25 protein-coding genes and 2 tRNA genes are annotated in these 25790 nt (G+C 75.0%); 12 read left to right on the plus strand and 15 right to left on the minus strand.

Annotated elements, in window-relative coordinates:
* A partial coding sequence (locus AB6N24_RS05225) for a hypothetical protein (protein ID WP_412868368.1) occupies positions 1 to 572 on the minus strand: 572 nt, incomplete at its 3' end.
* A 256-nt stretch (positions 573 to 828) separates the two neighbouring features.
* On the opposite strand from AB6N24_RS05225, the gene AB6N24_RS05230 reads away from it, so the two are divergent.
* The gene (locus AB6N24_RS05230; protein ID WP_412868369.1) at positions 829 to 2724 is read left to right on the plus strand and encodes a cytochrome c biogenesis protein DipZ; all 1896 of its coding nucleotides are present in this window, start codon (positions 829 to 831) and stop codon (positions 2722 to 2724) included.
* 141 nt (positions 2725 to 2865) lie between these two features.
* On the opposite strand, the gene AB6N24_RS05235 is transcribed toward AB6N24_RS05230, so the two are convergent.
* Positions 2866 to 3147, minus strand: a complete 282-nt coding sequence (locus AB6N24_RS05235; RefSeq protein ID WP_258724758.1) for a DUF427 domain-containing protein — start codon at positions 3145 to 3147, stop codon at positions 2866 to 2868.
* A 136-nt stretch (positions 3148 to 3283) separates the two neighbouring features.
* On the opposite strand from AB6N24_RS05235, the gene AB6N24_RS05240 reads away from it, so the two are divergent.
* Both AB6N24_RS05240 and AB6N24_RS05245 read left to right on the plus strand, forming a co-directional pair.
* Positions 3284 to 4561 (plus strand): threonine/serine exporter family protein, encoded by a 1278-nt coding sequence (locus tag AB6N24_RS05240; protein WP_412868370.1) that lies wholly within the window; start codon positions 3284 to 3286, stop codon positions 4559 to 4561.
* A 46-nt stretch (positions 4562 to 4607) separates the two neighbouring features.
* Positions 4608 to 4696: transfer RNA gene (locus AB6N24_RS05245), tRNA-Ser, on the plus strand.
* Positions 4697 to 4753: 57 nt separating this feature from the next.
* Here AB6N24_RS05245 and AB6N24_RS05250 read toward each other — a convergent pair.
* Both AB6N24_RS05250 and AB6N24_RS05255 read right to left on the minus strand, forming a co-directional pair.
* Positions 4754 to 6193 (minus strand): PepSY-associated TM helix domain-containing protein, encoded by a 1440-nt coding sequence (locus tag AB6N24_RS05250; RefSeq protein WP_412868371.1) that lies wholly within the window; start codon positions 6191 to 6193, stop codon positions 4754 to 4756.
* Between the two features lie 201 nt (positions 6194 to 6394).
* The gene (locus tag AB6N24_RS05255; RefSeq protein WP_412868372.1) at positions 6395 to 7087 is read right to left on the minus strand and encodes a hypothetical protein; all 693 of its coding nucleotides are present in this window, start codon (positions 7085 to 7087) and stop codon (positions 6395 to 6397) included.
* Between the two features lie 176 nt (positions 7088 to 7263).
* Between AB6N24_RS05255 and AB6N24_RS05260 the strand changes: the two genes are divergently transcribed.
* Positions 7264 to 7336, plus strand: a tRNA-Arg gene (locus AB6N24_RS05260).
* A gap of 95 nt (positions 7337 to 7431) precedes the next feature.
* Here the strand turns inward: AB6N24_RS05260 and AB6N24_RS05265 are convergent.
* Complete coding sequence (locus tag AB6N24_RS05265; protein ID WP_412868373.1) at positions 7432 to 8400, minus strand: aldo/keto reductase; 969 nt, start codon at positions 8398 to 8400, stop codon at positions 7432 to 7434.
* A gap of 67 nt (positions 8401 to 8467) precedes the next feature.
* On the minus strand, positions 8468 to 8731 hold the full coding sequence (locus AB6N24_RS05270) for a hypothetical protein (protein WP_412868374.1): 264 nt from the start codon (positions 8729 to 8731) through the stop codon (positions 8468 to 8470).
* Positions 8732 to 8808: 77 nt separating this feature from the next.
* Here AB6N24_RS05270 and AB6N24_RS05275 point away from each other — a divergent pair, with 77 nt between their 5' ends.
* Positions 8809 to 9372, plus strand: a complete 564-nt coding sequence (locus tag AB6N24_RS05275) for a YqgE/AlgH family protein (protein ID WP_412868375.1) — start codon at positions 8809 to 8811, stop codon at positions 9370 to 9372.
* Between the two features lie 197 nt (positions 9373 to 9569).
* On the opposite strand, the gene AB6N24_RS05280 is transcribed toward AB6N24_RS05275, so the two are convergent.
* Positions 9570 to 10691 (minus strand): alkene reductase, encoded by a 1122-nt coding sequence (locus AB6N24_RS05280; RefSeq protein WP_412868376.1) that lies wholly within the window; start codon positions 10689 to 10691, stop codon positions 9570 to 9572.
* Positions 10692 to 10850: 159 nt separating this feature from the next.
* On the opposite strand from AB6N24_RS05280, the gene AB6N24_RS05285 reads away from it, so the two are divergent.
* Positions 10851 to 11447 carry a MarR family winged helix-turn-helix transcriptional regulator gene (locus tag AB6N24_RS05285; RefSeq protein WP_412868377.1) on the plus strand — a complete coding sequence of 199 codons (597 nt, stop codon included), beginning with the start codon at positions 10851 to 10853 and terminating at the stop codon, positions 11445 to 11447.
* A 252-nt stretch (positions 11448 to 11699) separates the two neighbouring features.
* Here the strand turns inward: AB6N24_RS05285 and AB6N24_RS05290 are convergent, their stop codons facing one another.
* Entirely contained in the window at positions 11700 to 12311 is a 612-nt protein-coding gene (locus tag AB6N24_RS05290; protein ID WP_412868378.1) for a TetR/AcrR family transcriptional regulator, read from the minus strand.
* Between the two features lie 155 nt (positions 12312 to 12466).
* Here AB6N24_RS05290 and AB6N24_RS05295 point away from each other — a divergent pair, with 155 nt between their 5' ends.
* Entirely contained in the window at positions 12467 to 12889 is a 423-nt protein-coding gene (locus AB6N24_RS05295) for an organic hydroperoxide resistance protein (protein ID WP_412868379.1), read from the plus strand.
* A gap of 122 nt (positions 12890 to 13011) precedes the next feature.
* A complete protein-coding gene (locus tag AB6N24_RS05300; protein ID WP_412868380.1) occupies positions 13012 to 13464 on the plus strand; it encodes a SitI3 family protein in 453 nt (150 codons plus the stop codon).
* Between the two features lie 71 nt (positions 13465 to 13535).
* Here AB6N24_RS05300 and AB6N24_RS05305 read toward each other — a convergent pair whose 3' ends face one another.
* A complete protein-coding gene (locus AB6N24_RS05305; RefSeq protein ID WP_412868381.1) occupies positions 13536 to 14450 on the minus strand; it encodes a LysR substrate-binding domain-containing protein in 915 nt (304 codons plus the stop codon).
* A gap of 202 nt (positions 14451 to 14652) precedes the next feature.
* Here AB6N24_RS05305 and AB6N24_RS05310 point away from each other — a divergent pair, with 202 nt between their 5' ends.
* Positions 14653 to 15114 carry a DUF5997 family protein gene (locus AB6N24_RS05310; RefSeq protein WP_412868382.1) on the plus strand — a complete coding sequence of 154 codons (462 nt, stop codon included), beginning with the start codon at positions 14653 to 14655 and terminating at the stop codon, positions 15112 to 15114.
* Between the two features lie 218 nt (positions 15115 to 15332).
* On the opposite strand, the gene trmB is transcribed toward AB6N24_RS05310, so the two are convergent.
* Together trmB and AB6N24_RS05320 are read right to left on the minus strand one after the other, a co-directional pair.
* Complete coding sequence (trmB, locus tag AB6N24_RS05315; RefSeq protein WP_412868383.1) at positions 15333 to 16073, minus strand: tRNA (guanosine(46)-N7)-methyltransferase TrmB; 741 nt, start codon at positions 16071 to 16073, stop codon at positions 15333 to 15335.
* A gap of 58 nt (positions 16074 to 16131) precedes the next feature.
* On the minus strand, positions 16132 to 16686 hold the full coding sequence (locus AB6N24_RS05320) for a hypothetical protein (RefSeq protein WP_412868384.1): 555 nt from the start codon (positions 16684 to 16686) through the stop codon (positions 16132 to 16134).
* Positions 16687 to 16809: 123 nt separating this feature from the next.
* Between AB6N24_RS05320 and AB6N24_RS05325 the strand changes: the two genes are divergently transcribed.
* The 3 genes from AB6N24_RS05325 to AB6N24_RS05335 all read left to right on the plus strand — a co-directional run bounded on the left by AB6N24_RS05325 (position 16810) and on the right by AB6N24_RS05335 (position 19478).
* Complete coding sequence (locus AB6N24_RS05325; protein ID WP_412868385.1) at positions 16810 to 17490, plus strand: response regulator transcription factor; 681 nt, start codon at positions 16810 to 16812, stop codon at positions 17488 to 17490.
* The gene (locus AB6N24_RS05330; protein ID WP_412868386.1) at positions 17487 to 18752 is read left to right on the plus strand and encodes a sensor histidine kinase; all 1266 of its coding nucleotides are present in this window, start codon (positions 17487 to 17489) and stop codon (positions 18750 to 18752) included. Before AB6N24_RS05325 ends, AB6N24_RS05330 begins: the two co-directional genes overlap by 4 nt.
* A 114-nt stretch (positions 18753 to 18866) precedes the next feature.
* Positions 18867 to 19478 carry a hypothetical protein gene (locus tag AB6N24_RS05335; RefSeq protein ID WP_412868387.1) on the plus strand — a complete coding sequence of 204 codons (612 nt, stop codon included), beginning with the start codon at positions 18867 to 18869 and terminating at the stop codon, positions 19476 to 19478.
* 135 nt (positions 19479 to 19613) lie between these two features.
* Here AB6N24_RS05335 and AB6N24_RS05340 read toward each other — a convergent pair whose 3' ends face one another.
* From AB6N24_RS05340 to AB6N24_RS05355, 4 genes are all read right to left on the minus strand, one after another.
* Positions 19614 to 20405 carry a VOC family protein gene (locus AB6N24_RS05340; protein ID WP_412868388.1) on the minus strand — a complete coding sequence of 264 codons (792 nt, stop codon included), beginning with the start codon at positions 20403 to 20405 and terminating at the stop codon, positions 19614 to 19616.
* A gap of 382 nt (positions 20406 to 20787) precedes the next feature.
* Positions 20788 to 22170 (minus strand): UDP-glucose dehydrogenase family protein, encoded by a 1383-nt coding sequence (locus AB6N24_RS05345; protein ID WP_412868389.1) that lies wholly within the window; start codon positions 22168 to 22170, stop codon positions 20788 to 20790.
* On the minus strand, positions 22167 to 23831 hold the full coding sequence (locus AB6N24_RS05350) for a glycoside hydrolase family 26 protein (protein ID WP_412868390.1): 1665 nt from the start codon (positions 23829 to 23831) through the stop codon (positions 22167 to 22169). The genes AB6N24_RS05345 and AB6N24_RS05350 overlap by 4 nt, the downstream gene beginning before the upstream one ends.
* Positions 23824 to 25416, minus strand: coding sequence for a glycosyltransferase family 2 protein (locus AB6N24_RS05355; RefSeq protein ID WP_412868391.1), 1593 nt, complete (start codon positions 25414 to 25416; stop codon positions 23824 to 23826). Before AB6N24_RS05355 ends, AB6N24_RS05350 begins: the two co-directional genes overlap by 8 nt.
* Positions 25417 to 25790: the final 374 nt, after the last annotated feature.

Below are 25790 nucleotides of genomic sequence, written 5' to 3' on the forward strand. Positions count from 1 at the left end.
TGCCCGGCCTCCTCGAGCCGGCGGACGACGAGCGCCGCGCGGGCCACGGCGAGCAGGCGACGGTCGCGGCGGACCTCGACGAGCGTCCGGTCGGCGTGCTCCCGCCGCGCGGCCGTCAGCACCCGCTCCCACAGCCACGCCGCGACGAGCGGGGCCACGACGCGCACCCCGGCGGCGAGCAGCGTGCTCGGGTCGCTCTCCCACGACCGCACGCCGTCGACCTCGGGCCCGACGAACTCGTGCGTCCCCGCGAGCAGACCGGACACCGCGGAGACGGCCCACACCGCGGCCGCGTCCGCGCCGCCGGGGCGGCCGGCCAGCGCGGACGCGCGCGCGAGCAGCGCCGAGCTCACGAGCGCGAGCTCGAGGAACCCCGCGAGCGCGACGGCCGCGACGAGCGAGAACCCGAGCACGTCCATCGCGACGCTCGCCATGCCCTGCGCGGCCAGGAGCGTCGGGACGACGGCGGCGAGCGACGCGACGACGGTCGCGTGCTGGCGGGCGCGCCGGGCCGCCTGCTCCGTGCCGGACGGTGGTGCGGGGACGGCTTCGGTCGTGACGGCGGTGCTCATCGGCTCTCCCTCGACGGCGGCGGGCTCCGGCCGCTCGCCGGACGCCTCAGGTGACCCGTGCGTCGTGGTCCGTCGTCGTGCGCGCCGCCGCGACGTGGCACGGCGTGGTGGGCACGGGACGAGGGTACGGACGTGGGACGAATCAGTACAGACCGGGCACCTCGCGGTAAGACGCGGTGGGGCGCGGCGCCGACCAGCGGCTTGCCTGCGGCCAGGCGGGACCCATCCGGACCGGCCGCCGCGCCGAACGGCGGTCATGGACCTCCTCACGCTCGCGCTGATCGGACTGGTCGGCGGCCTCATCACCGGGATCTCGCCGTGCATCCTCCCGGTGCTGCCCGTCATCTTCTTCTCGGGCGGTGTGCAGAGCGCCCGCGGTGGGGGAGGGGGTGCGCCGCCGGCCGTGGTCCGGACGCCCGCGCTCGCCGGGCTGCAGGTCGGGGCGATGGCGCAGCCGTCGTTCGGGACGGGTGCCGGGGCGGCGGTCGCGGGACGGGGCGCAGGCACGGCGGCGGCGGACGGTGACGCCCGGCCGCGTCGTGGGCGCGGGCTCACGAGCGAGGCGTGGCGCCCGTACCTCGTGATCGCGGGGCTCGTCACGAGCTTCACGCTGTTCACGCTGCTCGGGTCGTTCCTCCTCGCGCTGCTCGACCTGCCGCAGGACCTGCTCCGCTGGGCGGGCATCGTCGTGCTCGCGCTGCTCGGTGTCGGCCTGCTGGTCCCGCGCTTCGAGGAGGTCCTCGAGCGGCCGTTCCAGCGGTTCGCCCCGAAGCGGAACCGCACCGCGAACCGCAGCGGCTTCCTGCTGGGCCTCGGCCTCGGCGCGGTGTACGTGCCGTGCGCCGGGCCGGTGCTGGCGGCGATCACGGTGGCCGGCGCGACCGGGGACATCGGCGTCGGCACCGTCGTGCTCACGGTGTCGTTCGCGCTCGGCGCCGCGCTGCCGCTGCTCGTCTTCGCGCTCGCGGGCCGCCGCGTCGCCGAGCGGGTCAAGGCGTTCCGCGAGCACCAGCGCGGCATCCGCGCCACGGGTGGCGTGCTCATGCTCGCGCTGGCCCTCGCGCTCACGTTCAACGTGACCGACGCGCTCCAGCGCGCGCTCCCCGGGTACACCGAGGCGCTCCAGGACCGGGTCGCCGCGAACGAGACGGTGCAGGACCAGCTCGACCTCGGCGGCCTCGTGACCGCCGAGAACGAGCAGCTCGCGAACTGCACCGACGGCGCGACCGAGCTCGAGGAGTGCGGGCCGGCCCCCGCGCTGCGCGGCATCGACACGTGGCTCAACACCGAGGACGGCGCCCCGCTCGACCTCGCGGACCTGAAGGGTCAGGTCGTGCTGCTCGACTTCTGGGCGTACTCCTGCATCAACTGCCAGCGCTCGGTCCCGCACGTCGTCGCGTGGGACGAGGCGTACCGCGACGCCGGGCTCCAGGTCATCGGGGTGCACACGCCCGAGTACGCGTTCGAGCGCGAGACCCGGAACGTGACCGCCGGCGCCGAGCGGCTCGGCATCGAGTACGCGATCGCGCAGGACAACTCCTACGGCACCTGGACCGCCTACCGGAACCGCTACTGGCCGGCGCACTACCTGATCGACGCGGACGGCGTCGTCCGGCACATCTCGCAGGGCGAGGGCAACTACGAGGCGACCGAGGCGATGATCCGCGAGCTGCTCGAGGACGCCGACCCGGGCGTCGAGCTCCCGGCGCCGACCGACGTCGTCGACGCGACCCCGCGGGGCGAGGGCATCACGGCGGAGACGTTCCTCAGCGTCGGCAAGCGGTTCAACTTCGGCGGCGAGAAGTACGAGGAGGGCGCCGCGACGTACACGTTCCCGGACCGCCAGCCGGCCGACTCGTTCGCGTTCGACGGCGAGTGGACGACCGACTACCAGGCAGCCACGGCCGGTGCCGACGCGCGGCTGCGGCTGCGGTTCACCGCGAACGACGTGTTCCTCGTGCTCGGGGGCCAGGGCACGGTGCACGCGACGGTGCGTGACGAGCAGGGCCGGGTCGTGGAGGAGCGGGACGTCGAGGTGGCGGGCGCGCCGACGCTCTACCCCCTGCTCGAGTCCGACGACGGGCCCGTGACCGGGACGGTCGAGGTCGAGGTGCCCGCGGGGCTCGCGGCGTACTCGTTCACCTTCGGGTGACCGGTTCGACGGGGCCGCCCCGGGGTGCCCGGGCGTGCGGCCGGGTGGGCCGCTGAGCGGTCACCGGCGCGCCGCGGGTGCGTGGGCGACGGGGAGCGGGCCGGCGTGGTCGTGGACCGCGCCGGCCCGCTCGGCGTCCGGCTACGGCTCGACGACGACCCCGCGCCAGAACGCGACGTGGTTGGTGATCTCCTTCGCCGCCTCCTTGGGGTCCGGGTACGCCCAGGCGACGTCCTTGGCCTCGGGACCCGCGTCGGCGACGGACCAGTAGCTCGCGACGCCCTTCCAGGGGCACGTCGTGTGCGTGTCGGTGGCCTCGAGCAGCTCCCAGTCGACCGACTCGGGCGGGAAGTAGTGGTTGCCCTCGACGACGACGGTGGCGTCGCTCTCGGCGAGGGTCTGTCCGTTGAAGGTTGCGCGCATGGGGTCAGCATGCGCCCGGTCGAGCCGTCCGACAACGGGGCGGCCCGGGGTGCGCGGCGCGGGTGTGGTCGACGTCGCACGGCGACCCGGGATCGACGTCCTGCCCGTGCGCACTGCGGCCCGCGATGATGGTCGGGTGCCGACCCAGCCCGCCGACGACGAGCTCGAGCTCATCCGCCAGTCCGGCGCCGCCCTGCGCGTCGGACGCCTGAGCCTGTCCGCCGGCACCGGCTCCTACCGCGTCAAGGCGTCGATGGCGCGCGTCGCCCGGGCGCTCGGCGTCGAGCGCCACGAGGCGCACGTGACGCTCACCGAGATCACGACGACGTCGCACCGTGGCAGGAGCTTCCGCACCGAGGTCGCCGAGGTCCGCACGATCGGCATCAACGCGGACCGGCTCTCGCGGCTGGAGGTGCTCGCGTCGCGGCTCGAGGCCGACGTGGAGAAGGGCCGCCTCGCGACGGTCGACGAGGTCAACGCCGCGCTCGACGACATCGCGTCGCGCCCCCCGCTGTACCCGGCGCTGCTCAACGCGCTGTGGTCGGCGGTCGCGTGCGCCGCGTTCGCGTTCCTCAACAACGCCGGCCCGGTCGAGATCCTCGCCGTGGCGTTCGGCGCCGGCCTGGGCCAGCTCGTCCGGCGCGCGCTGCTGCACCGCGGGTTCAACCAGTTCGGCGTGACGATGCTCGCCGCGGCGACGGCGTGCGTCGGCTACGTCGCGTTCGTCGAGGCGCTGTTCGGGCTCGGCGCGACCGAGGCGCACCACCAGGCGGGCTACGTCTCCGCGGTGCTGTTCCTCGTCCCCGGCTTCGCGCTCGTGACCGGGGCGCTCGACCTCGCCCGGCTCGACTTCTCCGCGGGCACGGCGCGGCTCGTGCACGCGCTCATGCTGCTCACGTCGGCCGCGCTCGCGCTGTGGGGGGTCTCGGAGGTCGTCGGGCTCTCGCCCGACCCCGTCGCGCCGATGGGGCTCGACCCCGGCCTGCTGCTCCTGCTGCGGTTCGTCGCGAGCTTCCTCGGGGTGCTCGGCTTCGCGCTCATGTTCAACAGCCCGTGGCCCATGGCGCTCGGGGCGGCGACCGTCGGCATGGTGGCGAACGTGCTGCGGCTCGTCATGATCGACTCGGGGTTCGTCCCCCAGGCGTCGGCCGCCGCCGCGTGCCTCGTCGTCGGGCTGCTCGCGGCCGTCGTCGCGCCCCGGCTGCACGTCCCGCGCATCACGATCTCGGTGCCGGCCGTCGTCATCATGGTCCCGGGCGTGGCCGCGTACCGGGCCGTCTTCCACCTCTCCAACGGCGAGACGGCCGACGCGCTCGTGTACGCCGTGCAGGCCGGGCTCGTCGTGGTGTCGATCTCGATCGGCCTCGCGGTGGCCCGGATGCTGACCGACCGCACGTGGGCGTACGAGCGCTGAGCCGCTTTGCCGCGCACCGAGCCGGGCAGGTACCCTGTGCGAGCCTGGAGACGTCGCATAGCCAGGTCTAGTGCGCGACCCTGCTAAGGTCGTGAAGGGGCAACCCTTCCGTGGGTTCAAATCCCACCGTCTCCGCTTCTGATCGGCCCCGGACCACGTGGTCCGGGGCCGATCTGCGTCTCCGGGGCGTGATCAGGCCACGTCGAAGAACCGGCGCGTCGCGGGCAGCCGCCGCAGCACGAACCGGTCGAGCAGCAGCACGACGAGCAGCGACGCCCCGAACAGCGGCAGCGCGACGCCCAGCACCACGATGCCGACGGCCAGCAGCGGCGTCGTCCGCAGGGGGAGCGTGCCGCGCGGTGCGCCGAGCCGGCCCTGACCGCGGGGCCGGCGCCGCCACCACATGAGCGGCCCGGTGACGCACATCGCGACGACGGCGAGGCAGAACGCCGCGGTCAGCACCAGGTTGAGCGTCCCGAAGCGTCGGCCCTCGTGCAGCGCGATGCCCTGCGCGACGGTCTTGGCCAGCGCCGGGTAGTCGTCGTACCCGTACTCCGACACGACGGTGCCGCCGAAGCGGTCGACGTGCACGGAGCGCTCCTTGCCCGGGTCGTCGAACGCGTAGCCGATCACCGTGAGCACGCCGGTCTCCTCGCGCGGGAGGGCGACGGTCATCGGGTGCGCGAGGCCCTCCTGCGCGGCGAGCAGGAGCGCGGTGTCGACGGTCGCGACCGAGCGGGTCTGCGCGTCCGGGTCGCTCGTCGGCACCGGGCTCTTGCCCTGCGCCCACGGCACCTCGTGACTGTGCGGGAGGGACTCGTCGAGCGTCGAGACCGGGTCGGACAGCGCGCCGTGGTCCTGGCTCCACAGGGACGTCCCGGACCGCGTCGCGAGCGCCTGCACGTTCTCGCCCCAGATCCCCGTCCACGGCAGGCCGCTGACCACGAGCAGCAGCAGCCCGGCGCCGACGAACGCGCCCGTCCACGCGTGCGTCGTGCGCAGGCGCGCCTGCCCGGTGCCCGACCGGCGCTTGCGGGCGCGCGCCTGCCGCCCGCGCCAGAACAGGTAGTACCCCGAGAGGGCCATGACGATCGCCCAGCACGCCCCGAGCTCGAGGACCGCGTCGCCGAGGTCGCCGGCCATGAGGTCCGCGTGCAGGCGCACCGCGGTGCCGCTCAGCGTCGTGTCGGGGTTCAGGTCGCCCACGATCTTGCCCGTCCACGGGTCGACGAACACGTCGAGCGGCGTCCCCTCGGCGGTCTCGAGCGAGAAGCGCAGCGGGTCCGTCGCGGTCGCGGGCTCGGTCATCGAGACGACGGTCGCGTCGGGGTACGTCGCCGCGACGCCGATCCGGTACGGCTCGAACCCAGCGAGCTGCGCGCCCTCCGGCGGCGCGTCGACGCGCATGAGGTCGGGGTGCAGCGCCGGTTCCAGCTGGAAGCGGAACAGGTAGATCAGGCCGGTGACGGCCAGCACGAGCACGACGGGGATCACGAGGAACGACGCGTAGAAGTGCCAGCGCCAGAACGCGCGGAACAGGCCACCGCGAGGGCGGGGGGCGGGGGTTGCCGTGGTGCTCGGGGGCGCGGGTTGCTCGGGTGGGGCGAGGGTCGGGTCGTCGACAGCGGGCATGCGGGATCTCCGGGGGAGCGAGGGAGCCGCCGGGAGGCGGAGGGCAGGGCGGGGCCACCGGTGGTCGGGTGCGCGTGCGCGCCCGCCCGGCACGGTGACGGCCGGGGCAGGGGACGGCGCGCGACGGCGGGTCGTCGGGGTGGACGACGCGCGGTGCCGGGTCGTCCCGGAGGACGACGCTCGGCGCGACGACGGAGGCGGTCAGCCCTGCGGGGGGCCGCGCCGGCAGACGCCTCCCGCGGCGACGAGCGGGGGCAGCGCGGCCCGGAGCTCCCACTCCGGCAGCGGGGCGACGTGGTCCACGAGCACCGTCGCCCCGGCCCGGGGCAGGTCGCGCAGGGTGGCCCACGCCCAGAGCCGCGCGAGCAGGGCGTCGCCGTGCGCCAGCAGGAGCGCCGTCAGCACGGTGGCGACGACGTGCCCCAGCAGCATCAGGAGGCCCGTGTCGTGAGCGGGGCCGGCGGCGGAGGCGACGTCGGCGGCCGACGCGTGCGTCATCGCGGCGTCGGTGGCGTGTGCGGCGTGCGCGCCGTGCGAGGTGTGCGCGGCCCCGTGCGTCCCCGCGTGGGCGCCGTGCGCCGTCACGACGCCGCCGTGGGCCGTGGCGTGCGCCCCGCCCGAGGTCGCCGGTCCGCCGGCGGGGCCGAGGCTCAGCGCCTGGTGCAGGCCGAGCTCGAGCAGACCGAGTGCGACGGTGAGGGCCCCGGGACCCCACGTGTGGCGGGCCAGGGCGACGGCGACGGGCAGGACCACGAGCCACAGCAGCAGCACGGTGCCGAGCGCCGGGACGTGCCCGCCGCCGGCGGCGTGGGCCCCGGCGGCGAGGAGCACGGCGAGGAGCGCGAAGACCGCCGCGCGGGCGACCCGCGCGGCGCCTCGCCACGGGCCGCTCATCTGGCGAACGCTAGACCGTCGGGCGCCCGCAGCAGCACGTGCCGAAACGTTACGCAGACGGTCCCGCGCGGGATGCGGGCCCCTGCGTCGGAGGGTGCCCGAGGTGGCCGCCGGGATTCTCGGTTTGGGTCACGGCCGTCGGGCGGGTATCCTCCTACACGGCCCGCAAAGGCCACGCGCCCGTAGCTCAATGGATAGAGCATCTGACTACGGATCAGAAGGTTGGGGGTTCGAGTCCCTTCGGGCGCACAGCACACCACGAAGGCCGGCACCGTGACGGTGCCGGCCTTCGTCGTTCCCGGGGACCCCGGCGCCGTCGTCCGAGCGCCCGGCGGCAGGGGCCGTCAGAACCCCGTCGGCTCCCGCGGCGTGTAGGGGGCCTCGAGGATGCCGACCTCGTCGTCGGTGAGCTCGACGTCGAGCGCCGCGACCGCGTCCGCGAGGTGGTGCGGCTTCGTCGGCCCGACGATCGGCGCGTCGACCACCGGGTTGCGCAGCACCCAGGCGAGCGCGACCTGCGCCATCGGGATCCCGCGGCCCTCCGCGACCTGCTGCACCGCGTCGACGACCGCGCGGTCGCCGTCCCCGTAGAACCGCTGCCCGACGGGGTCGTGCGCGAACCGCGTCGTGCTGTCCCCGAACGGCCGGGCGAGCCGACCCTTGGCGAGCGGGCTCCACGGCAGCGACCCGACTCCCTGGTGCGCGAGCAGCCCGAACATCTCCCGCTCCTCCTCGCGCTGCATGAGGTTGTACTGGTCCTGCATCGACACGAACCGCGTCCAGCCGCCCAGGTCGGCGGCGTGCTGCATCGTCGCGAGCTGCCAGGCGTGCATCGACGACGCCCCGATGTACCGGGCCTTGCCGGCCTTCACGACGTCGTGCAGCGCCTCCATCGTCTCCTCGACCGGGGTCTCGGGGTCGAAGCGGTGGATCTGGTAGAGGTCGACGTGATCGGTGCCGAGGCGGGTCAGGGACGCGTCGACCTGCTCCAGGATCGCCTTGCGCGACAGGCCCTGGCCGCCCGGGCCGTCGTGCATCCGGAAGAACACCTTGGTCGCCAGCACGACGTCCTCGCGCCGGGCGTACCGCCGGAGGGCCCGCCCGACGATCTCCTCGGAGCTGCCGTCGCTGTACACGTTCGCGGTGTCCCAGAACGTGATGCCGAGGTCGAGCGCCTGCCGGAAGACGGGCCCGGCCGCGTCGTCGTCGAGCGTCCAGGCGTTGGTGCCGCGGGACGGCTCGCCGAAGCTCATGCAGCCGAGCGCGATGCGGCTGACCCTCAGTCCCGAGGTGCCGAGCCGGGTGTGCTCCACGTGCTGCTCCGTCCGTCGTCGGTGCCCGGTCGCGCCGGTGCCTCGTCGCACCGGCCGTGGGTCCGTCCTACCGGACGCCGTCCCCGCGGCGCGAGCGGTACGCGGTCCAGACGGTGTACAGGCCCAGGGCGACGACGACGGCGCCGAGCCCGCCGATGACCCAGTTCCAGACGCTCGCCTCGCCCGAGGAGAGCGCGTCCCACTGGAAGCCGATGACGACGGCACCGAGGACCGCGCGGTAGGTGCCGGTCCACCACCAGCGCTCCTGCGTCGGCGGCTGCGGCTCGTCCGGCTCGGGGGTCGTCTCGGGGGAGGGCTGCACGGAGGACATGCGACCAGGGTCCCACGGTCCGGACGGCCGCCGGTCGGGGACCTGCGGACGCGCGGCCTCTCGCTGATGATGGAGTCATGACGGACGCACCGGCGCTCAGCGGGCAGCTCCTCGTCGCACGCTCGCGCCTCGCCGACCCGAGCTTCCACCGGACCGTCGTGCTGCTGCTCGACCACGGCGACGACGGCGCGTTCGGCGTCGTGCTCAACCGCCCGGTGCCCGTCGACGTGGACGTCGTGCTGCCCGCGTGGCAGGACGCCGTCGCGGAGCCCGCGGTCCTGTTCCAGGGCGGTCCGGTGGGGCTCGACGGCGCGATCGGGGTGGCGGTCGCACCCGTCGGCGCGGCCCTGCCCTCGACGGTCGACCGGATGGTCGGGCCGTTCGGGCTCGTCGACCTCGACTCGGACCCGGCGCACCTCGCGGGGCGCGTCACGGGCGTGCGCGTCTTCGCGGGCCACTCCGGCTGGGGTGCGGGTCAGCTCGAGGAGGAGATCGAGGAGGGCGCCTGGTTCGTGGTGCCCGCCGAGGCGGACGACGCGATGACGTCCGAGCCCAGCGACCTGTGGCGGCGCGTGCTGCGCCGGCAGGGCGGCGACCTGGCGATCGTGTCGACCTTCGCGGAGGACGCGAGCCTGAACTAGCGGGTCCGGAGGGCGCGGGACCGGACGGACGGGTCCGGCGGAGGCGAGCCTGGACCAGCGGGTCCGGGGCGCGGGACCGGACGGACGGGTCCGGCGGACGCGGGCCTGAGCCGACCGGTCGGCGGACGCGCGACGGCGCCCGCCGACCGAGGTGGTCGACGGGCGCCGTCGGGCACGCGCCAGGGGCGGTCGTGCGATCAGGACAGCGACGCGTCCGACGTCGCGAGCGCCGGGTAGTCGACGTAGCCCTTCTCGTCGCCGCCGTAGAACGTCGCGACGTCCGGCTCGTTGAGGTCGGCGCCGGCCCGGACCCGGTCCACGAGGTCGGGGTTCGCGAGCGCCCACGTGCCCACCGTCACGACGTCCGCGAGCCCGGTCTCGAGGTCCGCGACGCGGGTCGCGAGGTCGGCGCCGCCGCGGTTGACCAGGAGCGAGCCGGGCCACGCGGCGCGGATCGAGGCCAGCAGGTCCTCGTCGCCCGCGTGCGCGACGTGCAGGTACAGCAGGCCGAGCGGCGCGAGCGCGTCGACGAGCGCGCCGTAGACCTCGTGGGTCCGGGTCTCGACCATGTCGTTGTACGGGTTGCCGGGGGAGATCCGGATGGCCGTGCGGTGCGCGCCGATCTCCTCGGCGACGGCCGTGGCGACCTCGACGACGAAGCGGATGCGGTTCTCGACGCTGCCGCCGTACTGGTCGGTGCGGTGGTTGGTGTTGTCGGCGAGGAACTGGTGCAGCAGGTAGCCGTTGGCCGAGTGGAGCTCGACGCCGTCGGCCCCGGCGGCGATCGCGCGCGCGGCGGCGGCACGGAAGTCCTGCACGGTCGCGGCGACCTCGTCGGTCGTCAGCGCGCGGGGCTCGGGCATCGACTGCGGGCCGGTCGCGGTGAACATGACGCCGTCGGCGGCGACCTCGGACGGAGCGACGAGCTGCCGGTGGTGCGGGGTGTTGTCGGGGTGACCGACGCGCCCGACGTGCATGAGCTGCACGACGAGGTGGCCGCCCGCGGCGTGCACGGCGTCGGTCACGAGGCGCCAGCCGGCGACCTGCTCGTCCGTGTGCAGCCCGGGGGTCAGCAGGTAGCCCTGGCCGTCCTCGGACGGCTGCGTGCCCTCGGTGATGAGCATGCCGAGCGACGCGCGCTGCGCGTAGTACGTCGCGTTGAGCTCGGTCGGCACGCCCTCGGGCGTCGCGCGGTCCCGGGTCATCGGCGCCATCGCGAGGCGGTGGGTCAGCGTGAGGCCGCCCACGGTCACGGGCTGCCACAGCGGGCTGTCCGCGGAGGTCGCGTCGTGCACCGCGGTCGAGGTTGTGGAGGTCATCGGCGTGCTCCCAGGTCGGTCGTCCAGTTACCTGCTCGAACAGGTAATCGGCTCCAACCCGCGCGACCTCGCGCGCATTCCCGGCGGTGGGAAGCGACCGGGCGGTAGGCTGCTGCCCGAGCAGGGATGCGCCTGCGTCGACGCCGAGGAGGGGTCGGGATGGGGAGCTCGCACGCCGAGCCGGTCCCGCCGCGGGGCAGCGGCGCGAACGGTCCCGGGAGCGACGCGCCGGACGTGACCGGCCTGCGCGACGGCCCGGAGCGCCCGGCGACCCTCGGGATGCCGAGCGCCGCGGCGACCGGCCCGGCCAGCCACGCGGTGTTCCGCGTCGCGCGCCTGCACCGCATGCTCGCGGGTGCGCTCCTGCGGGAGATCGGGCTGCACCCCGGCCAGGAGCTCGTGATGATGCAGCTCTGGGACGCAGGACCACAGCGTCCGGCGGACCTGGTCCACGCGCTCGACTCCGACACCGCGACGATGACCCGCACCGTCCAGCGGCTCGAGCGCGCGGGCTTCGTGCGGCGCACCCCGTCGCCCACGGACCGGCGCGCCGTCATCATCGAGGCCACGCCGGCGAGCCAGGGGCTGCGCGAGAAGGTCGAGCAGCTCTGGGGCCGGCTCGAGGAGTACACGCTCGACGGTCTCGGCGACGGTGAGCGCGCCCAGGTGCTCGACGCGCTCGCGGTGCTCGAGCGCAACCTCGACGTCGCGACGTCGGAACGGTGCGCGTGCCGTGCGGGGGCGCCGCGGGCGTGACCGCGGCGCGTGGCTGCGGGGGTGTGGCGGCGTGCGGTGGTGCAGGGGTGGTGCGGGTCGATCAGTCCCAGAACGGGGGCAGGTCGTCCTCGTCGAGGTAGCTCGTGGGCGGGGCGTCGGTCATCTGGCTCATACCCTCACTCTCGGCAGCGGATCGCCGCCTCTGAGGGGACCAAAGGCCCGGACCGGGGGTGAGACCGGGCCGCTGCGGGCGCGGTGGGGGAGGGCCGGGCCCCCGGTCCCGACGACGGCTCAGCCGGCAGCGTGCGTCTCGGAGGTCCCGGAGGCGACGAGTGTCTCGACGGCGGCCCGGAGCCCCTCGCTCGCGCGGCGCGGGTCGTCCAGGTAGCCGGCCACCATCGCGCCGTCGCGCAGCATCATGAACGTGCGCGCCGCACCCTCGGCGTCGGGGTGGCCGCTGCGCTCGAGCGCGTGGCGGGCGACCGTCTCGAGCCAGGCGCGGTGCTCGACGACCGCGACGTGCACCGGGTGCGCCGGGTCCGGGTACTCGGCTGCGGCGTTGATGAACGGGCAGCCGCGGAAGCCCGTGCGGCAGATCTCGCCGCCCATGCCCTCGACCATGGCGCGCAGCAGCGTCGCGGCCTCCCGCGGGTCCTGCGGCTCGGCGCCGAGCCGGGCGCGGACCTCGGCGTCCTGCGCGCGCAGGTAGGCGACGACGAGCTCCTCCTTGCCGGGGAAGTGCCGGTAGAACGTCGCGCGCGTGACCTGCGCCTCCGCGACGATCCGCTCGACCCCGACGGCGTGGATGCCCTCGGTGTAGAAGAGGCGCGAGGCGGTGCGCAGCAGGCGCTCGCGGGCCGCCGAGGTGCGCTCGGGAGCGGGGGCAGCGGTCGCGCTGGTCATGGCGTCAGGGTAGGCCTGGTCGGGTCGCGCGCCAAGAGTGAAAGAGAGAGAACGTTCGGTATTGCGCTCGCGGCGGCTCGGTGCGAGTCTGGCTCTGGAGAGAACGATCGTTCTCCCGCGACGGTCCGCCGTCGCTCCCGGCAGAAGGGCACGCCATGAACGCCGTCTACACCGCCGTCGCCACCGCCACCGGGGACGGCCGCAACGGCCACACCCGCTCGTCCGACGGGCTGGTCGACCACGACCTCGCGACCCCGAAGGAGATGGGCGGCCCGGGCGGCGCGACGAACCCCGAGCAGCTGTTCGCCGCCGGCTACGCGGCGTGCTTCCACTCGGCCGTGAAGATGGTCGCGCGTACCCGCAAGGTCGAGATCACCGACTCCGCGGTCACCGCCGAGGTCGGCATCGGCCCGGTCGAGCCCGCAGGCTTCGGCCTCACGGTCGCCCTGCACGTCGAGCTCGGCGGGGTCGACCAGGCCACCGCGGAGGAGATCGTGGACACGGCGCACACCGTCTGCCCCTACTCGAACGCGACGCGCGGCAACGTCGACGTGACGCTGGACGTCGCCGTCGCCTGAGGCGCCGCCCGCCCGTCGGCTGTCGGACGCCGTGCGGCCCGGGCGGAGGGTGCTCCGCCGGGCTCCGGTACCGTGCCGAGACGCTCGCCCCGGGGGCGGGCGCTCCCCGAGGACGGAGCCCGGTGATCGACTTCCCGATGGCCCTGGCCGCCGACGAACCGGTCACGGTCGTCGCCCAGGTGCTCGCCGACGTGCTGGGCGTGCCGCGGGGCGACGCGCTGGCCGTCGGGGCACTCGGGGCCGTGGTGCGCACGCTCGACCACCCCCTGACGGTGGAGACGTACGACGAGCTGCTCGGGCGGCCGGCCACCGCGCGCGTCCTGTTCTCCGTCGAGAACAAGACCGACGGGGAGTCCTACCGCGAGGGCCGTCGCCGGCTCGCGACGGTCGCCGCGGAGCTGGCCGTGCGGCTCGACGCGGAGGCGTGCCTGACGTTCCAGCTGGACCGGGTCGTGATGCGCCGGACCGGGGGTGAGCTCCGGCTGTTCGCCTGGTTCCCCGAGTGGTCCGAGCCCGCCGTGCTCGGAGCCCTGCGCGGGCCGATCGCCGTCACGGACGAGGCCGGCCACCTCTGACGGCGCTCGCGGTGCCGGGTGGGGCGGCGCTCTGCGGCCGCTCGGTCGAGGGGCTCGGACTCAGCACCCGGTCAGCGCGGGCGACCCCCGCGCCCTTTGCGCGTGCCGCCGTCCGCGGCTCCGGCACGCCTGCGTGCTGCGGCGGCGGCGCGGTCGGCGGTACCGCTCCTCGGGGCACCGCTCTTGCCGGCACCGCTCTTGCCGGCACCGCTCTTGCCGGCACCGCTCTTGCCGGCACCGCTCTTGCCTGCACCGGTCTTGCTGCTCTTTCCGGCGCCGGTCTTGCCGGCGCCGTTCTTGCCGGTACCGCCTGCGCCGGCGCCGCCCCTGCCCGGGCCGGCAGCCACCGCCGCGTCGCCGGCGGCTGCCGTGCCGCGCGAGCTGTTGGCGGTGCGCCCCCGGACGATGCCGATCATCTCCTCGACCCGCTCGTCGTGCCGGTCGGTGACCCAGGCCAGCGCGACGGTCGAGGTCGGGGCGTCGGTCACCGGGCGGTACGTCACGTCACGGCGGTGGTGCAGGCGCGCGAGCGACTGCGGCACGACGAGCACGCCGACCCCGGCGGCGACGAGCTCGACGGCCGCGGCGGTCGTCGCGGGCTGCCCGGCGAGCGGCGGCGTCCCCGGCAGCGAGTCCCAGACCAGCACGTCGTCGGCGGGGACGAGCAGGGTCTCGTCGGCGAGGTCCGCGGTCGTCACCTCGTCGGCGGCGGTCACGACGTGGTCCTTCGGGACGACCACCACGCTCGTCTCGGTGTAGAGCGGGATCGCGCTCAGCACGTCACGGTCGACGGGGAGCCGCACGAGCCCCGCGTCGGCGTCGGCCGCCACGAGCGGGTCGCCCTGCGCCGCGGCGTCGGACTGCACGAGGACGAGCGGGACGTCGGGCAGGCGCTCCGACCAGACCCGCAGCCACTTCGCCGGGTTCGCGCCCGGGACGACGAGCAGCCGGAACGGGGCGACCGCGGGGGCGGCGTCGTCGGGCACGGGCACCTCCGGTGCGTCGTCCGGCCCACGAGCCGGAGGGGAGGCCGGCGCCGGGCGGCACGGACCCGGCCAGGCTACCCGCGGGGGCCGTCACCCCGGCAGCACGGCCGCGACGCGGTGGCGGTGGCGGCGAGGTCGGCCGACGACGTGGTGGGCGGCACGGCTGCCCCTGTGCCGTGCGCGCGCGACTACCCTGGGCACCGTGAGCGCCGCGAAGAAGTCCCAGACGATGAAGCCCTCGACAGCGGCGCAGAAGCTCGACGTGTACCTGCCGGCCACGCCGCCGGAGTTCCGCGAGCGCGCCGAGATCTCCCGCGAGGAGCTCACCGAGCTCCAGAAGAACCCGCCGCAGTGGCTCGTGGACCTGCACCGCGACGGCCCGCACCCGCGCAACGTCGTCGCCGCGCGCCTGCGCGTGTCGATCAGCGGGCTCGCCCGCGGCGGCGTCACCGAGGCGCTGACCAGCGCGCAGATCACCGAGCTCATCGAGAACCCCCCGTCGTGGCTCCCGCGCGAGCGCGCGATCCAGGCGGAGGTGCGCCGCGAGGAGCAGCGCCTGCGCGAGCGCCAGCAGGGCATCGGCGAGCGCCCGGACGGGACACGGACCGAGCTCGACGCGGACGACGACGCCGGCGCCGAGCCGGTCGCCGACGACTCGGAGTGACCGGGAGCCGGCCTCGCGCGCCGCGCAGCCGCCGCTCCACCTGACCTCCGCGCCGGGCACGGGGGACGCTCGTCCGCACGACGACGCCGGGCACAGCGGGCGCTCGTCAGCACGTCAGCGCCGGGCACGTGCGGGCGCTCGTCCGCGCGACAGCGCCGGGCCGGTCCGTCCCGGTCCTGCCGCCGGCTCGACCGCGCGACTCCGCGGGCACCGGCGGCTCAGCGCCGCCGCACCACCACGTCGTGCACCGTGTGCCCGAGGTCGAGCCCGCGCTGCTCGAACTTCGTGACGGGCCGGTGCGCGGGCCGGGGCGTGAAGCCGCCCGCCGGGTTCTCCAGCCCGGGGTCCGCCGTGAGGACGTCGAGCATCGCGTGCGCGTACTCCTCCCAGTCCGTCGCGCAGTGCAGCGTGCCCCCCGGGCGGAGGCGTGAACGGAGCAGCGCGACGTGCTCGGGCTGGACGATCCGCCGTTTGTGGTGGCGGGCCTTGGGCCACGGGTCGGGGAAGAAGACGTGCACCGCGTCGAGCGAGCCGGGCCGGACCCGGTGGCGCACGAGCTCGAGCGCGTCGCCGTGCGCGACGCGGACGTTCGTGAGCCCACCCTGCTCGACGAGCGTGAGCAGGTTCGCGAGCCCCGGCAGGTGGGCCTCGACGGCGAGGTAGTCGCGGTCCGGGTCGGCGGCGGCCATCGCCGCGGTGGTCTCGCCCATCCCGGAGCCGATCTCGAGCACGAGCGGCGCCGACCGGCCGAACAGCGTGGCGGTGTCGAGCAGCCCGTCCGCGTCGAGCGGCACCGGTCCGTGCGCCTCGTCGTGCACCGAGAAACCGAGCACCGGCCACAGCCGGGCGAGCGCGTCCTCGCGTGCGACGCCGAGCGCGGCCCGGCGCGGGTGGAACGTGCGGACGGGGGAGTGCGGGGTGGCGGCGACGTGCCGGAAGCCCTGCGACGGTTGACCCACAGGGTCAGGGTACGAGCCGGTCGGCACGCCGTGCCGCCCGCGGTCCGCGGGGCACCGGTCAGTCGTCGTCGGGGCCGGAGGAGCCGTCGTCGTCCCCGTCGCCGTGGAGCTGCGGGGTCCCGTCCCCCGCGCAGGCCGCGCGCACGGACGTGCTGTCGTCGCCGCTGCGGAGCTCGACCTCGACCTCCTCCGGGCCCGCCTGCTTCACCTCGACGGCCCAGCCGTCCGCGGGGGTCGCGTACTGCAGCTCGATGACCGTGCCCCGGCAGGCGACGCCCACGCTCCCGCCCTCGACGTCCCAGGCCCGGGCGACCGGCGCCGGCTCGGTGACCGGCGGAGCGCCGGTGGGCGTGGGTGTCGGCGTCGCGGTCGCGGTCGGCGTCGCCGTGGCGGGCGGGGAGGGCGCGGTGGTGGTGAGGGCAGCGAGCCGGCGGTCGACCTCGGCCTCGCTGAGCACCGACCCGCCGCCCTGGCCGCCGACCGCGCTCACGGCCCACCCGGTCACGGACCCGGCGACGAGCACCGCGGCGAGCCACGCGGCGGCGACGCCGAGCCGCCGGCGGGCCGTCGCCCCGGCGGTCCGCGCCGCCGGGGTGCTGCCGCTCTGCTCCATGCCTGCATGCTGCCGCACCGCCGGGCGGCGCCAGGACAAGGCGCGGTTAAGAGGACGGCAAGGATGGCCCGCCCGGGCGGCCGGAGGCTCCCGGGGCGCCGGTCATGGCCTACCGTCCCTGGTGTGGCTGACGTGCTGATCGTCGAGGACGACGCGACGATCCGGACCGCGCTCGTCCGGGCGCTCGGCGCGCGCGAGCACTCGACGATGACCGCGCCGACCGCGCTCGAGGGGCTGCAGAGCATCGTCGGCCACCGCCCCGACGTCGTGCTGCTCGACCTCGGGCTGCCCGACCTCGACGGTGCGACGCTGCTCCCGATGATCCGCTCGGTGAGCGACGTCCCCGTCATCGTGATCAGCGCGCGCGACGACGGCCGCGACATCGTCGCGCTGCTCGACGCGGGCGCCGACGACTACCTCGTCAAGCCGTTCGCGGTCGACCAGCTCGACGCGCGCATCCGGGCCGTGCTGCGGCGCGCGGAGCCCGACCGGCCACCCGCGGCGGTCTCCGTCGGAGGGCTCGTGATCGACGCCCGGGCGCGCACCGCGGTGCTCGACGGGGGCGCGCTCGAGCTGAGCCCCAAGGAGTTCGACCTGCTGCTGTACCTCGCGGAGCGCGCAGGCGAGGTCGTGAGCAAGCGGGAGCTGCTCGCGAAGGTGTGGAACCAGCCGTACGGCGGCGCGGACAAGACCGTCGACGTGCACCTGCACTGGCTGCGCAAGAAGCTCGGCGAGACCGCGGAGCACCCCCGGTACGTGCACCGGGTCCGCGGGGTGGGCGTCAAGGTCGCCCCGCCGCCGTGAGGCCGCTCCTCGTCCGGTACGGGCTCGCGATGACGTCGGTCGTGCTCGTCGCGTTCCTCGTCCCGCTGGCCGTCCTCGCGCGCGGGCTCGCGGAGCAGCGGGCGCTCGAGCAGGGCCGGGCCGACGCGCAGCGTGTCGCGGTCTTCGCGGGCGGCGCGACGCAGGACGACGCCCGGCTCGAGGCGGCGGTGCTCGCGAACGACACCGGCGCGCACCCGACCACGGTGTTCCGCCCCGACGGCACGACGCTCGGCGACCCGCGGCCGCGGTCGGCGGCGGTCGACCTCGCGGCGGCCGGGCAGGCGCTCACGGCGCGGGGAGACGGCGGCGTCGACGTGCTGCTGCCGGTCGCGGGCGCGGGCGGGACGACGGTGGTGCGGACCCACGTGCCCGACGAGGAGCTCCGGGCCGGCGTCACGGAGGCGTGGCTCGTGCTCGCCGGCGTGGGGGTCGTGCTTCTCGGCGGGACGGCGCTCGCGGGCGACCGGCTCGCGCGGCGGGTCTCGCGCTCGGTGCGCGAGCTCTCCGGGGTCGCCCAGCGGCTCGGCGGCGGGGACCTCGAGGCCCGCGTCGAGCCGTCCGGGCCGCCCGAGGTCGCGGCCGTCGGGCGGGTGCTCAACGGTCTCGGCGCCCGGGTCGCGGACCTGCTCACCGCCGAGCGCGAGCTCGTCGCGGACCTCTCGCACCGGCTCCGCACGCCCGTCACCGCGCTGCGGCTCGACGTCGACCTGCTGCCCGACCCGCACGAGCGCGCGCGCCTGACCGCGCACGTCGACCACCTCGTCGAGGCGGTCGACGACCTGGTCCGCACCGCACGCGAGCCCGCGGCCTCCCGGTCGGGGGCGCGCTGCGACGCCGCCCGCGTGGTGCGGGAGCGCGCACGCTTCTGGGCGGTGCTCGCCGCGGCCCAGACCCGGGAGCTCACGGTCGACGTACCCGACGCGGTCCTCGACGTCGGCGTCGCCGCGACGGACCTCGGCGCCGCGCTCGACGTGCTCGTCGACAACGTGCTGACCCACACCCCGGAGCGCACGCCGCTCGCGCTCGCCGTGCTCCCGGGCACGCTCGTGCGGGTCGTCGTCGAGGACGCCGGGCCGGGCCTGGGTCCGGGCGACGTGGAGCGCGGGCGCAGCGGCGCGGGATCGACGGGGCTCGGGCTCGACGTCGCGCGGCGCACCGCGGAGCAGGCCGGTGGCCGGCTCGTCGTCGACCGCGGCTCGCTCGGCGGGGCGCGCGTGACGCTCGAGCTCCCCACGGCCTGACGGGCCGGCGGCCTTAACCGCACCTTGTCCTGGGCTTGCCGCCGCGCTCACCGGCACGGCGCGACCGTGGGGTCGACGCGGACGGACCGCGTCGACCGACCCCGGAGGCCCGACATGCGCTGGACCCGACGCTCGACCCTGACCCTCACCGCTGCTGCCGCCCTCGTCGGCGTGGGCGCCGTCGCGTTCGCGCAGGCGTCCGCCCCCGTCGACGGCCCGACGTCCGTGCCGAGCGCCGTCGACGTCTCCCCGTCGCCCACGAGCAGCCCCGACGACCGCGGGGGCGACGACCGGCGTGGGGACGACGACCCGACGCCCGGCCCGTCCGCGACGCCCACCGTCTCGCCGTCCGCGGTGCCGAGCGCGAGCCCGTCCCCGAGCTCGTCCTCGAGCCCGTCCTCGTCATCGAGCCCGACCTCGGCCCCGGGGACCGACGACAGCGACGGCCGCGTCGGTGGCGGGCACGGCTCGGACGACTCGGGCTGGGACGACCACGGCTCCCACGGCCGCGGGCACGGCTCGGACGACGACCGCGACGACGACTCGCGGGGCCGGGGCTCGGACGACGACCACGACGACGACTCACGCAGCGGGGGCTCGGACGACGACCGCGACGACGACTCGCGGGGCCGGGGCTCGGACGACGACCACGACGACGACTCGCGCGGCGGGGGCTCGGACGACGACCGCGACGACGACTCGCGCGGGCGCGGCTCGGACGACTGACCGGTCGCACCGCACGGGGGTGCTGGGCGGGGTGGCCGGTCGGTGCGACCGAGCGGCCACCCGCGCCGCGTCGTCACGCGCAGGCACGATGCGTGCCCCGGACCGCCCGGACCGGGACCCGCGGCCTCGCCGCCGTCAGGACGCCGCGGGGATCTCCGCGAGCAGCGCGAACGTCTCGCCGAACCGTCCGCGGAGCACGGCGATGCGCCCGAAGGGCGTGTCCTCGGGTGCGCTGATCACCGTCCCGCCGAGGCTCGTCGCGAGCGCGGCCGAGGCGTCGCAGTCGACCACCCCGAAGTACGTGCTCCACGTCGGGCGCAGGTCGCCGGTCGGGCTCGGCATGCTCTCGCCGTACTGCCCGATCCCCGCGACCTCCCGATCGCCGAGCTGGAGGCTCACGTAGTCGAAGCCCGGCCCGCTCATGTCGACGATCTGGTAGTCGAACAGCGCCGTGTAGAAGGCGCGGGCGGTCGTCGAGTCGGTGCCCATGTGCTCGCTCCAGACGACCGACCCCGGCACGCCGACGACGTCGAAGCCGGTGTGCGACCCGTCCTGCCAGAGCCCGACGACGGCCCCGGTCGGGTCGGCCAGCACGGCCATCGAGCCGAAGCCCAGGACCGTCATGGGCGGCATCAGCAGCGTCCCGCCCGCGGCGGTCGCACGCGCCGCGGCGCCCTCGACGTCGGAGGTCGCGAGGTACGTCGTCCAGGCGGGCGGCGGCGCCTCGGTCCCGGGCGGCGGCGTGCCGATCCCCGCGGCGGCGTGCCCGTCGAGCGTCGCGGTCGTGTAGTACCCGGTCTCGGCGGAGCCCTCGTCGAACTCCCAGCCGAGGAGCGGCCCGTAGAACTCCCGTGCGGCGTGACGGTCCGGCACCATCAGGTCCGCCCAGCCGGGCGTGCCGTCGGGCCAGGGCTCCTCGTGGATCATCGCGTGCTCCTCGGTCGGGCGGGCGACTGCTCGTGGCCACATCCCACACCTGCGCACCTACACGCCGCAGGGCCGCCGCCGCGCCCGGCACGAACGGGCGCCCGGCAGGGGGCCCCGGGTACGACGAAGGGCGGGCACGACCGACGTGCCCGCCCTTCCCCGCTGCACGCCCCCCGACGTGCCAGGGCCGCCGCCGGACGACCCCCTGCTCACCCGGCGGCAACCGGCCTCACCCTGGTCCTCGTGCGGCCCGGGCGGCGGGCCCGGTCCGCGGTCGAGTGGCCGCACGACCCTGGGACGCCGTTGTCCCAGGGCCTGCAGCCGGCCCACAGGGTAGGGCCGGTACGTGTCCGGTTGGATGGGCCGGACACGGCACGGGAACTCAGGCGGCGGTGCGCCCGAGACCCCGGAACTCCCAGCCGGCGGCACGCCACTCGGCGGGGTCGAGCTTGCCGCGCGCGTCGATGATGCGCGGGGACGTCGCGACCTTGGCCAGCGCGGCCGGGTCGAGGCTCGTGAACTGCTTCCACTCCGTGAGCATAAGGACCACGTCCGTGCCCTCGACGGCCTCCTCGGCCGACGTCGCGTAGGAGAGGGTCGGGAAGCTCGCCCGCGCCGTGTCGCCCGCCTCGGGGTCGAACACGGTGACCTGCGCGCCGCGCAGGTGCAGCGCGGCGGCCACGTTGAGCGCCGGCGAGTCGCGCACGTCGTCGGTCAGCGGCTTGAAGGCCGCACCGAGGACGCAGATGCGCCGGTTGAGCACGGAGCCGCCGAGCGCCTCCATCGTCATGTCGATGACGCGCTCGCGCTGGCCCATGTTGATCTCGTCGACCTGCTGGAGCAGCGCCGCGGCACGGTACGCGCCGAGCTCGTTCGAGCGGTGCATGAGCGCACGGATGTCCTTGGGCAGGCAGCCGCCACCGAAGCCGAGACCGGCGTCGAGGAACTGGCGGCCGATGCGGACGTCGTGGCCCAGCGCGTCGGCGAGGACGGTCACGTCGGCGCCCGCTGCCTCGCACACGCCGGCGATCGCGTTGATGAACGAGATCTTGGTCGCGAGGAACGCGTTCGCAGAGACCTTGACGAGCTCGGCCGTCGGGAGGTCCGTCACGACGACGGGCGTGCCCTCGGCGATCGGGCCGGCGTAGACCTCACGCATGATCGCCTCGGTGCGGGCGTTGGTGCCGCCCAGGACGATGCGGTCGGGGTGCAGCGTGTCGTCGACGGCCTTGCCCTCGCGCAGGAACTCCGGGTTCCAGAGGAGGTCGACCTCGACGCCCTCGGGCGCCAGGCCGGCGACGAGCTCACGGAGCCGGGCCGCGGTGCCGACCGGGACGGTCGACTTGCCGACGATCACGGCGTTCTTCGTGAGGTTCTTCGCGACGGTCGACGTGGCGGACGCGACGTAGCCGAGGTTCGCCGCGTGGCTCGTCTTCATCTGGGGCGTGCCGACGCAGATGAAGTGCACGTCGCCCCAGCGCGCGGCCTCCTCGAGGTCCGTCGAGAAGGTCAGGCGGCCGGTCGCGAGCTGCTTCTCGAGCAGCTCGGGCAGTCCGGGCTCGAAGAACGGGACCTTGCCGGCGGCGAGCGCGGCGACCTTGTTGGCGTCGGTGTCGACGCCCATGACCTCGAAGCCGAGCTCGGCCATCGAGACGGCGTGCGTCGCGCCGAGGTAGCCGGTGCCGTAGACCGAGATCTTCAGGCCGGCGGGGACGGGGGCGTCGGCCGCGACGGCGGCGACGGTGGTGGCGGTGGTCTTGCTCACGGGTTCTCCCTGGGTGCGGTGCTGACGGTGGCCGACGGGGCCGGTGACGCGCTGGGCGTCGAGACGGGTGCTGCGGGTCGTGCTGCCGCCCGGGCGGCGTCGAGCGGCGCGGAGCCCTCGACGAACCGGGCCAGCGGGTTCGTGATGCCGGCGGTGAACGCCTCGGTCGAGGCGCGGCGTGAGTCGATCCGCCAGTCGTTCGTGACGAGCTCGCCCCGGACCGTCGAGGTCACCGTGAGGTTGAACCACGCGAGGCCGATCACGTCGTCGTTCTCCGGCAGCGTGAGCGCCTCGAACAGCGAGGCGATCCACTGGGGCTTGGTGCCGCCGACCTCGGACGCCCCGATCTCGGCGAGCAGGATCGGCTTGTCCGCGATCGCGCGGAGCTGGTCGAGCGAGCGCCCGAACGTGTAGGCGAACGTCGAGTCGTTGCCCGCGCGGTACGGCGGGCGGTTGTACCCGGACAGCCCGACCCAGTCGACGTACTCGTCGCCCGGGTAGAGGCCCTCGAGCACGCCGGGCGCCTGGAGCGACGCGGGCAGGTTGTTGACGATGTTCGGCGCCCAGACCCAGACGACGAGGTCGCCGGCGCCCTCCTGCTCGAAGATGCCGTGCACGTGGCGCCACATCGCCGCGTAGTCCCCGACCCGGTTGCCGTTGATCGGCTGCCCGGTCTGGGTCCGCTCGGACCAGGGGTACCAGTCGCCGTTCATCTCGTGGTCGAGCCGGATCCCGAGCGGCAGGCCGAGCGCCGCCACGTCCCGGGCGTACTGGCGCAGGTACGCGTCGTACGCCCCGGGCACGCCGGCCCCGGGGTCACCGAGGATGACGGGCAGCGAGTACGCGGGCTGGTCGAGCTCGTCGTTCGGGGCGTCGCTCGGGTGCGACTCCCACGTGAGCAGCGGCATGAGCCCGCGGTCCCACGCCTTCGTCACGGCGTCGGCGCGGAACGGCTTGTCCCACCCGCTGAACCACCCGACCGTCGTGGGCGTGACCCCGGCCCGCGCCGCGACGTCGTCGAACGTCGCGAAGCTGAACGGCGCCTGCGCGGTGTACAGGCCGAGCTGCCGCCTCGTCGGGTTGACGAGCTCGGCCTTGCTCGGCGCCGTCGGCCGCGTGGTGACCGCTGCCGCCGGACCGGCCGGCTGCGTCGGGTTCCGCGTGTTCGCGGGCCCGGTGCCGGGCTCGCGTGCCGACTTCGTGCTCTTGCTGCTCGACGAGCCCGCGGCAGAGCCGGAGCGAGCCGAGGACCCGCCGGTGGACGACCCCGTGCCGGCGGCCGCCTTCTTCGCGGCGGCCTCCTGCTGCGCGGCCGCCGACTCCTGCTCGCCCTTGAGGCGGGCAGCCTGCTCCTTGCCGAGCGTCTCGCGCAGGCCCTGGGACTGCGCGCGGCTCTCCGCGAGGTCCTCCCGTGCCGCCGCGAGCTCCCGGGCCAGGCGACGCTCCTCCGCGGAGGGCGTCGCCGTGGCCGCGGCCGCGACGGGCCGGCCGGTGGCCGACACGTCCGGGGTGTTCCACACCGCCAGCGTGACCACGACGAGCGCGGCGACCACGGCGACGGTCAGGAACCGCCCCCGGGCGGTCAGGCGACCCATCGTGGGAGCCCACCAGGCGCGGCCGAGGGCCGCGGCGGACTCGCTGAGCGAGCGACGGTCAGACATAGAGGAGCGACTCCAGGGCGAGGATCCCGGCCGCGATGACGTAGGGGATGCCGGCCTTCGGGTTGAGGTGACGACGGCGCGAGCGCTGCGCGGGAGCGGTCGACGCGGTGCGGACGGGACGCTCGCGGACGGCCACGGCGGCACCCGGGCGGGTGTCGACGACGTCGGCCGGGGCGGTGCCGTACAGCGCGTCGAGCTCACGCATCAGCTCGTCGGACATCGGCTCGATCGGCTCGGTCGTGCCCTGCGGGGCGAGCCGGCGGGCCGTCGGTGCTGCGGCCGCGGCGGGCGCCGCGGTTCCGGTCGTCAGGTTCTCCGCGGAGTCGACCTCGCTCTCGCCACCGGCGTAGGCACCGGCACGCGTGCCCCACCCGGAGGCGTGCGCCATGCGCAGGAAGCCCAGGAGGCGGATCGGCATGAGGAAGAACGTCGAGACGATGATGAAGACGGGCAGGCGGAAGAAGTCCCCGGGGACCTCCTGCAGGTGGCGGATCTGGCGGATCGCCATCGACAGGACCGACGAGACGACCATGAGGCTGACGACCCAGGCCCAGCCCGCGGTCTGCCCGTACGTCTCGAGGATCGCCTGGTACAGGTTCACGCCGGTGCCGGTCGCGGCGCGGTAGAGCCAGCCGCCGAGCGTCCCGACGAGCAGGAACGGCAGGATGATGTCCGCGAGGAAGAACATCGCGAGGACGGGGGCGTGCCCGAGCATCCAGGGCAGCATGCGCAGGGTGTTGTACTGGCTGCCGCGCGCCCAGCGGAGCTGCTGCTTGAAGAGCTTCTTCACCTGCAGCGGTGCGTCCGTGTAGACGAGGCTCGTGTGCTGGTACACCGTGCGGTAGCCGGCCTTGAGCGTGAGGTTCGTGAGCGTCCGGTCGTCGGAGACCTCGAGGAACACGCCCATGAACTTCTGGGTCATGAAGTCGTCCATGACCTTCATCAGGATGTCGCGGCGGAACGCGATCGTGCGGCCCGGGAGGCAGCCGACCTGGCCGAGCACCGACTGCGCGGGCATCGAGTACAGCGAGCGCGAGTTCTCGAGCCAGTCCGCCCAGCGGGTGATCCAGGAGCGCTCCGGCTCGAGGATCCGCTGACGGGTGGTCACGCCGCCGACGCGCGGGTCGGCGAACGGCTTGACGAGCTCGCCGAGCGCGCCCGGCGTCCAGATCGTGTCGGAGTCGAGCAGCACGGTGATCTCGTACCGCGACATCTCGGTGCCGATCTTGACGGCGTTGCGCTTGCCGGGGATCGGGGTGTGCACCCAGCGCACGAGCGGGGCGAACTCGTCGCAGACCGCCTGCAGGTCCGGGTTCGGCTTGCCGTTGATGACGACGATGACCTCGTCGGGGTTCTGCTCCGTCACGCGGGTCAGCACGTCCCGGAAGAGGTCGAGCGGCTCGTCGACGACGGGCACGATGATGCTCGTGCGGGCGTGGTGCTCGGCGGTGAACGGGCGGTAGCGCCGCGAGAGCACCACCTTGGCGACCCAGAGGAGCCACACCAGGGCGGAGAACACCGAGAACAGGTAGATCTCGGCGTGGTCCACCCACATGTGGCGCAGCTGGAGCAGGAAGATGAACATCTAGGTCCTCAGGTCTCGGCGACGTGCGGGCACGGCGGCGCCCGCCCGCGAGGGGCGATCAGCGGTGGACGGCTCAGCCGTCGAGGAGACACGCGAGGGTGTGGGTGGGCGCGCTCGCCCCTGGCGCCGACCGGGGGGCTCCCGGACTGCGGCCAGCCCCCTGTGGCTTCGGCACTCGCCGCTCGGTCCCCCGAACGGCTGAAACCAACGGTCACCCGGGCGCAGGTGAAAAAGCAACCCTCCGGAAGGTAATTCTCAGGGGCGTGTGACGGAAGCCACTAAAGGCTTGCGAAGGTCCTCCGAGAATGTCCGATTGACACGATTCCACGAATGTCCGAAATGCACGAGCCGAGTCATTAGGGCATGTGTCCAGC

Source organism: Cellulomonas jepli (assembly GCF_047229345.1).
Lineage (GTDB): Bacteria > Actinomycetota > Actinomycetes > Actinomycetales > Cellulomonadaceae > Cellulomonas_A.

Excerpts from the sequence above, each read along its gene's own strand:
- AB6N24_RS05230 (WP_412868369.1), top strand. The coding sequence starts at position 829 with ATGGACCTCCTCACGCTCGCGCTGATCGGACTGGTCGGCGGCCTCATC.
- AB6N24_RS05235 (WP_258724758.1), bottom strand. The coding sequence starts at position 3,147 with ATGCGCGCAACCTTCAACGGACAGACCCTCGCCGAGAGCGACGCCACC.
- AB6N24_RS05250 (WP_412868371.1), bottom strand. The coding sequence starts at position 6,193 with ATGCCCGCTGTCGACGACCCGACCCTCGCCCCACCCGAGCAACCCGCG.
- AB6N24_RS05255 (WP_412868372.1), bottom strand. The coding sequence starts at position 7,087 with ATGAGCGGCCCGTGGCGAGGCGCCGCGCGGGTCGCCCGCGCGGCGGTC.
- AB6N24_RS05270 (WP_412868374.1), bottom strand. The coding sequence starts at position 8,731 with ATGTCCTCCGTGCAGCCCTCCCCCGAGACGACCCCCGAGCCGGACGAG.
- AB6N24_RS05275 (WP_412868375.1), top strand. The coding sequence starts at position 8,809 with ATGACGGACGCACCGGCGCTCAGCGGGCAGCTCCTCGTCGCACGCTCG.
- AB6N24_RS05280 (WP_412868376.1), bottom strand. The coding sequence starts at position 10,691 with ATGACCTCCACAACCTCGACCGCGGTGCACGACGCGACCTCCGCGGAC.
- AB6N24_RS05285 (WP_412868377.1), top strand. The coding sequence starts at position 10,851 with ATGGGGAGCTCGCACGCCGAGCCGGTCCCGCCGCGGGGCAGCGGCGCG.
- AB6N24_RS05290 (WP_412868378.1), bottom strand. The coding sequence starts at position 12,311 with ATGACCAGCGCGACCGCTGCCCCCGCTCCCGAGCGCACCTCGGCGGCC.
- AB6N24_RS05295 (WP_412868379.1), top strand. The coding sequence starts at position 12,467 with ATGAACGCCGTCTACACCGCCGTCGCCACCGCCACCGGGGACGGCCGC.
- AB6N24_RS05320 (WP_412868384.1), bottom strand. The coding sequence starts at position 16,686 with ATGGAGCAGAGCGGCAGCACCCCGGCGGCGCGGACCGCCGGGGCGACG.
- AB6N24_RS05335 (WP_412868387.1), top strand. The coding sequence starts at position 18,867 with ATGCGCTGGACCCGACGCTCGACCCTGACCCTCACCGCTGCTGCCGCC.
- AB6N24_RS05340 (WP_412868388.1), bottom strand. The coding sequence starts at position 20,405 with ATGATCCACGAGGAGCCCTGGCCCGACGGCACGCCCGGCTGGGCGGAC.
- AB6N24_RS05350 (WP_412868390.1), bottom strand. The coding sequence starts at position 23,831 with ATGTCTGACCGTCGCTCGCTCAGCGAGTCCGCCGCGGCCCTCGGCCGC.
- AB6N24_RS05355 (WP_412868391.1), bottom strand. The coding sequence starts at position 25,416 with ATGTTCATCTTCCTGCTCCAGCTGCGCCACATGTGGGTGGACCACGCC.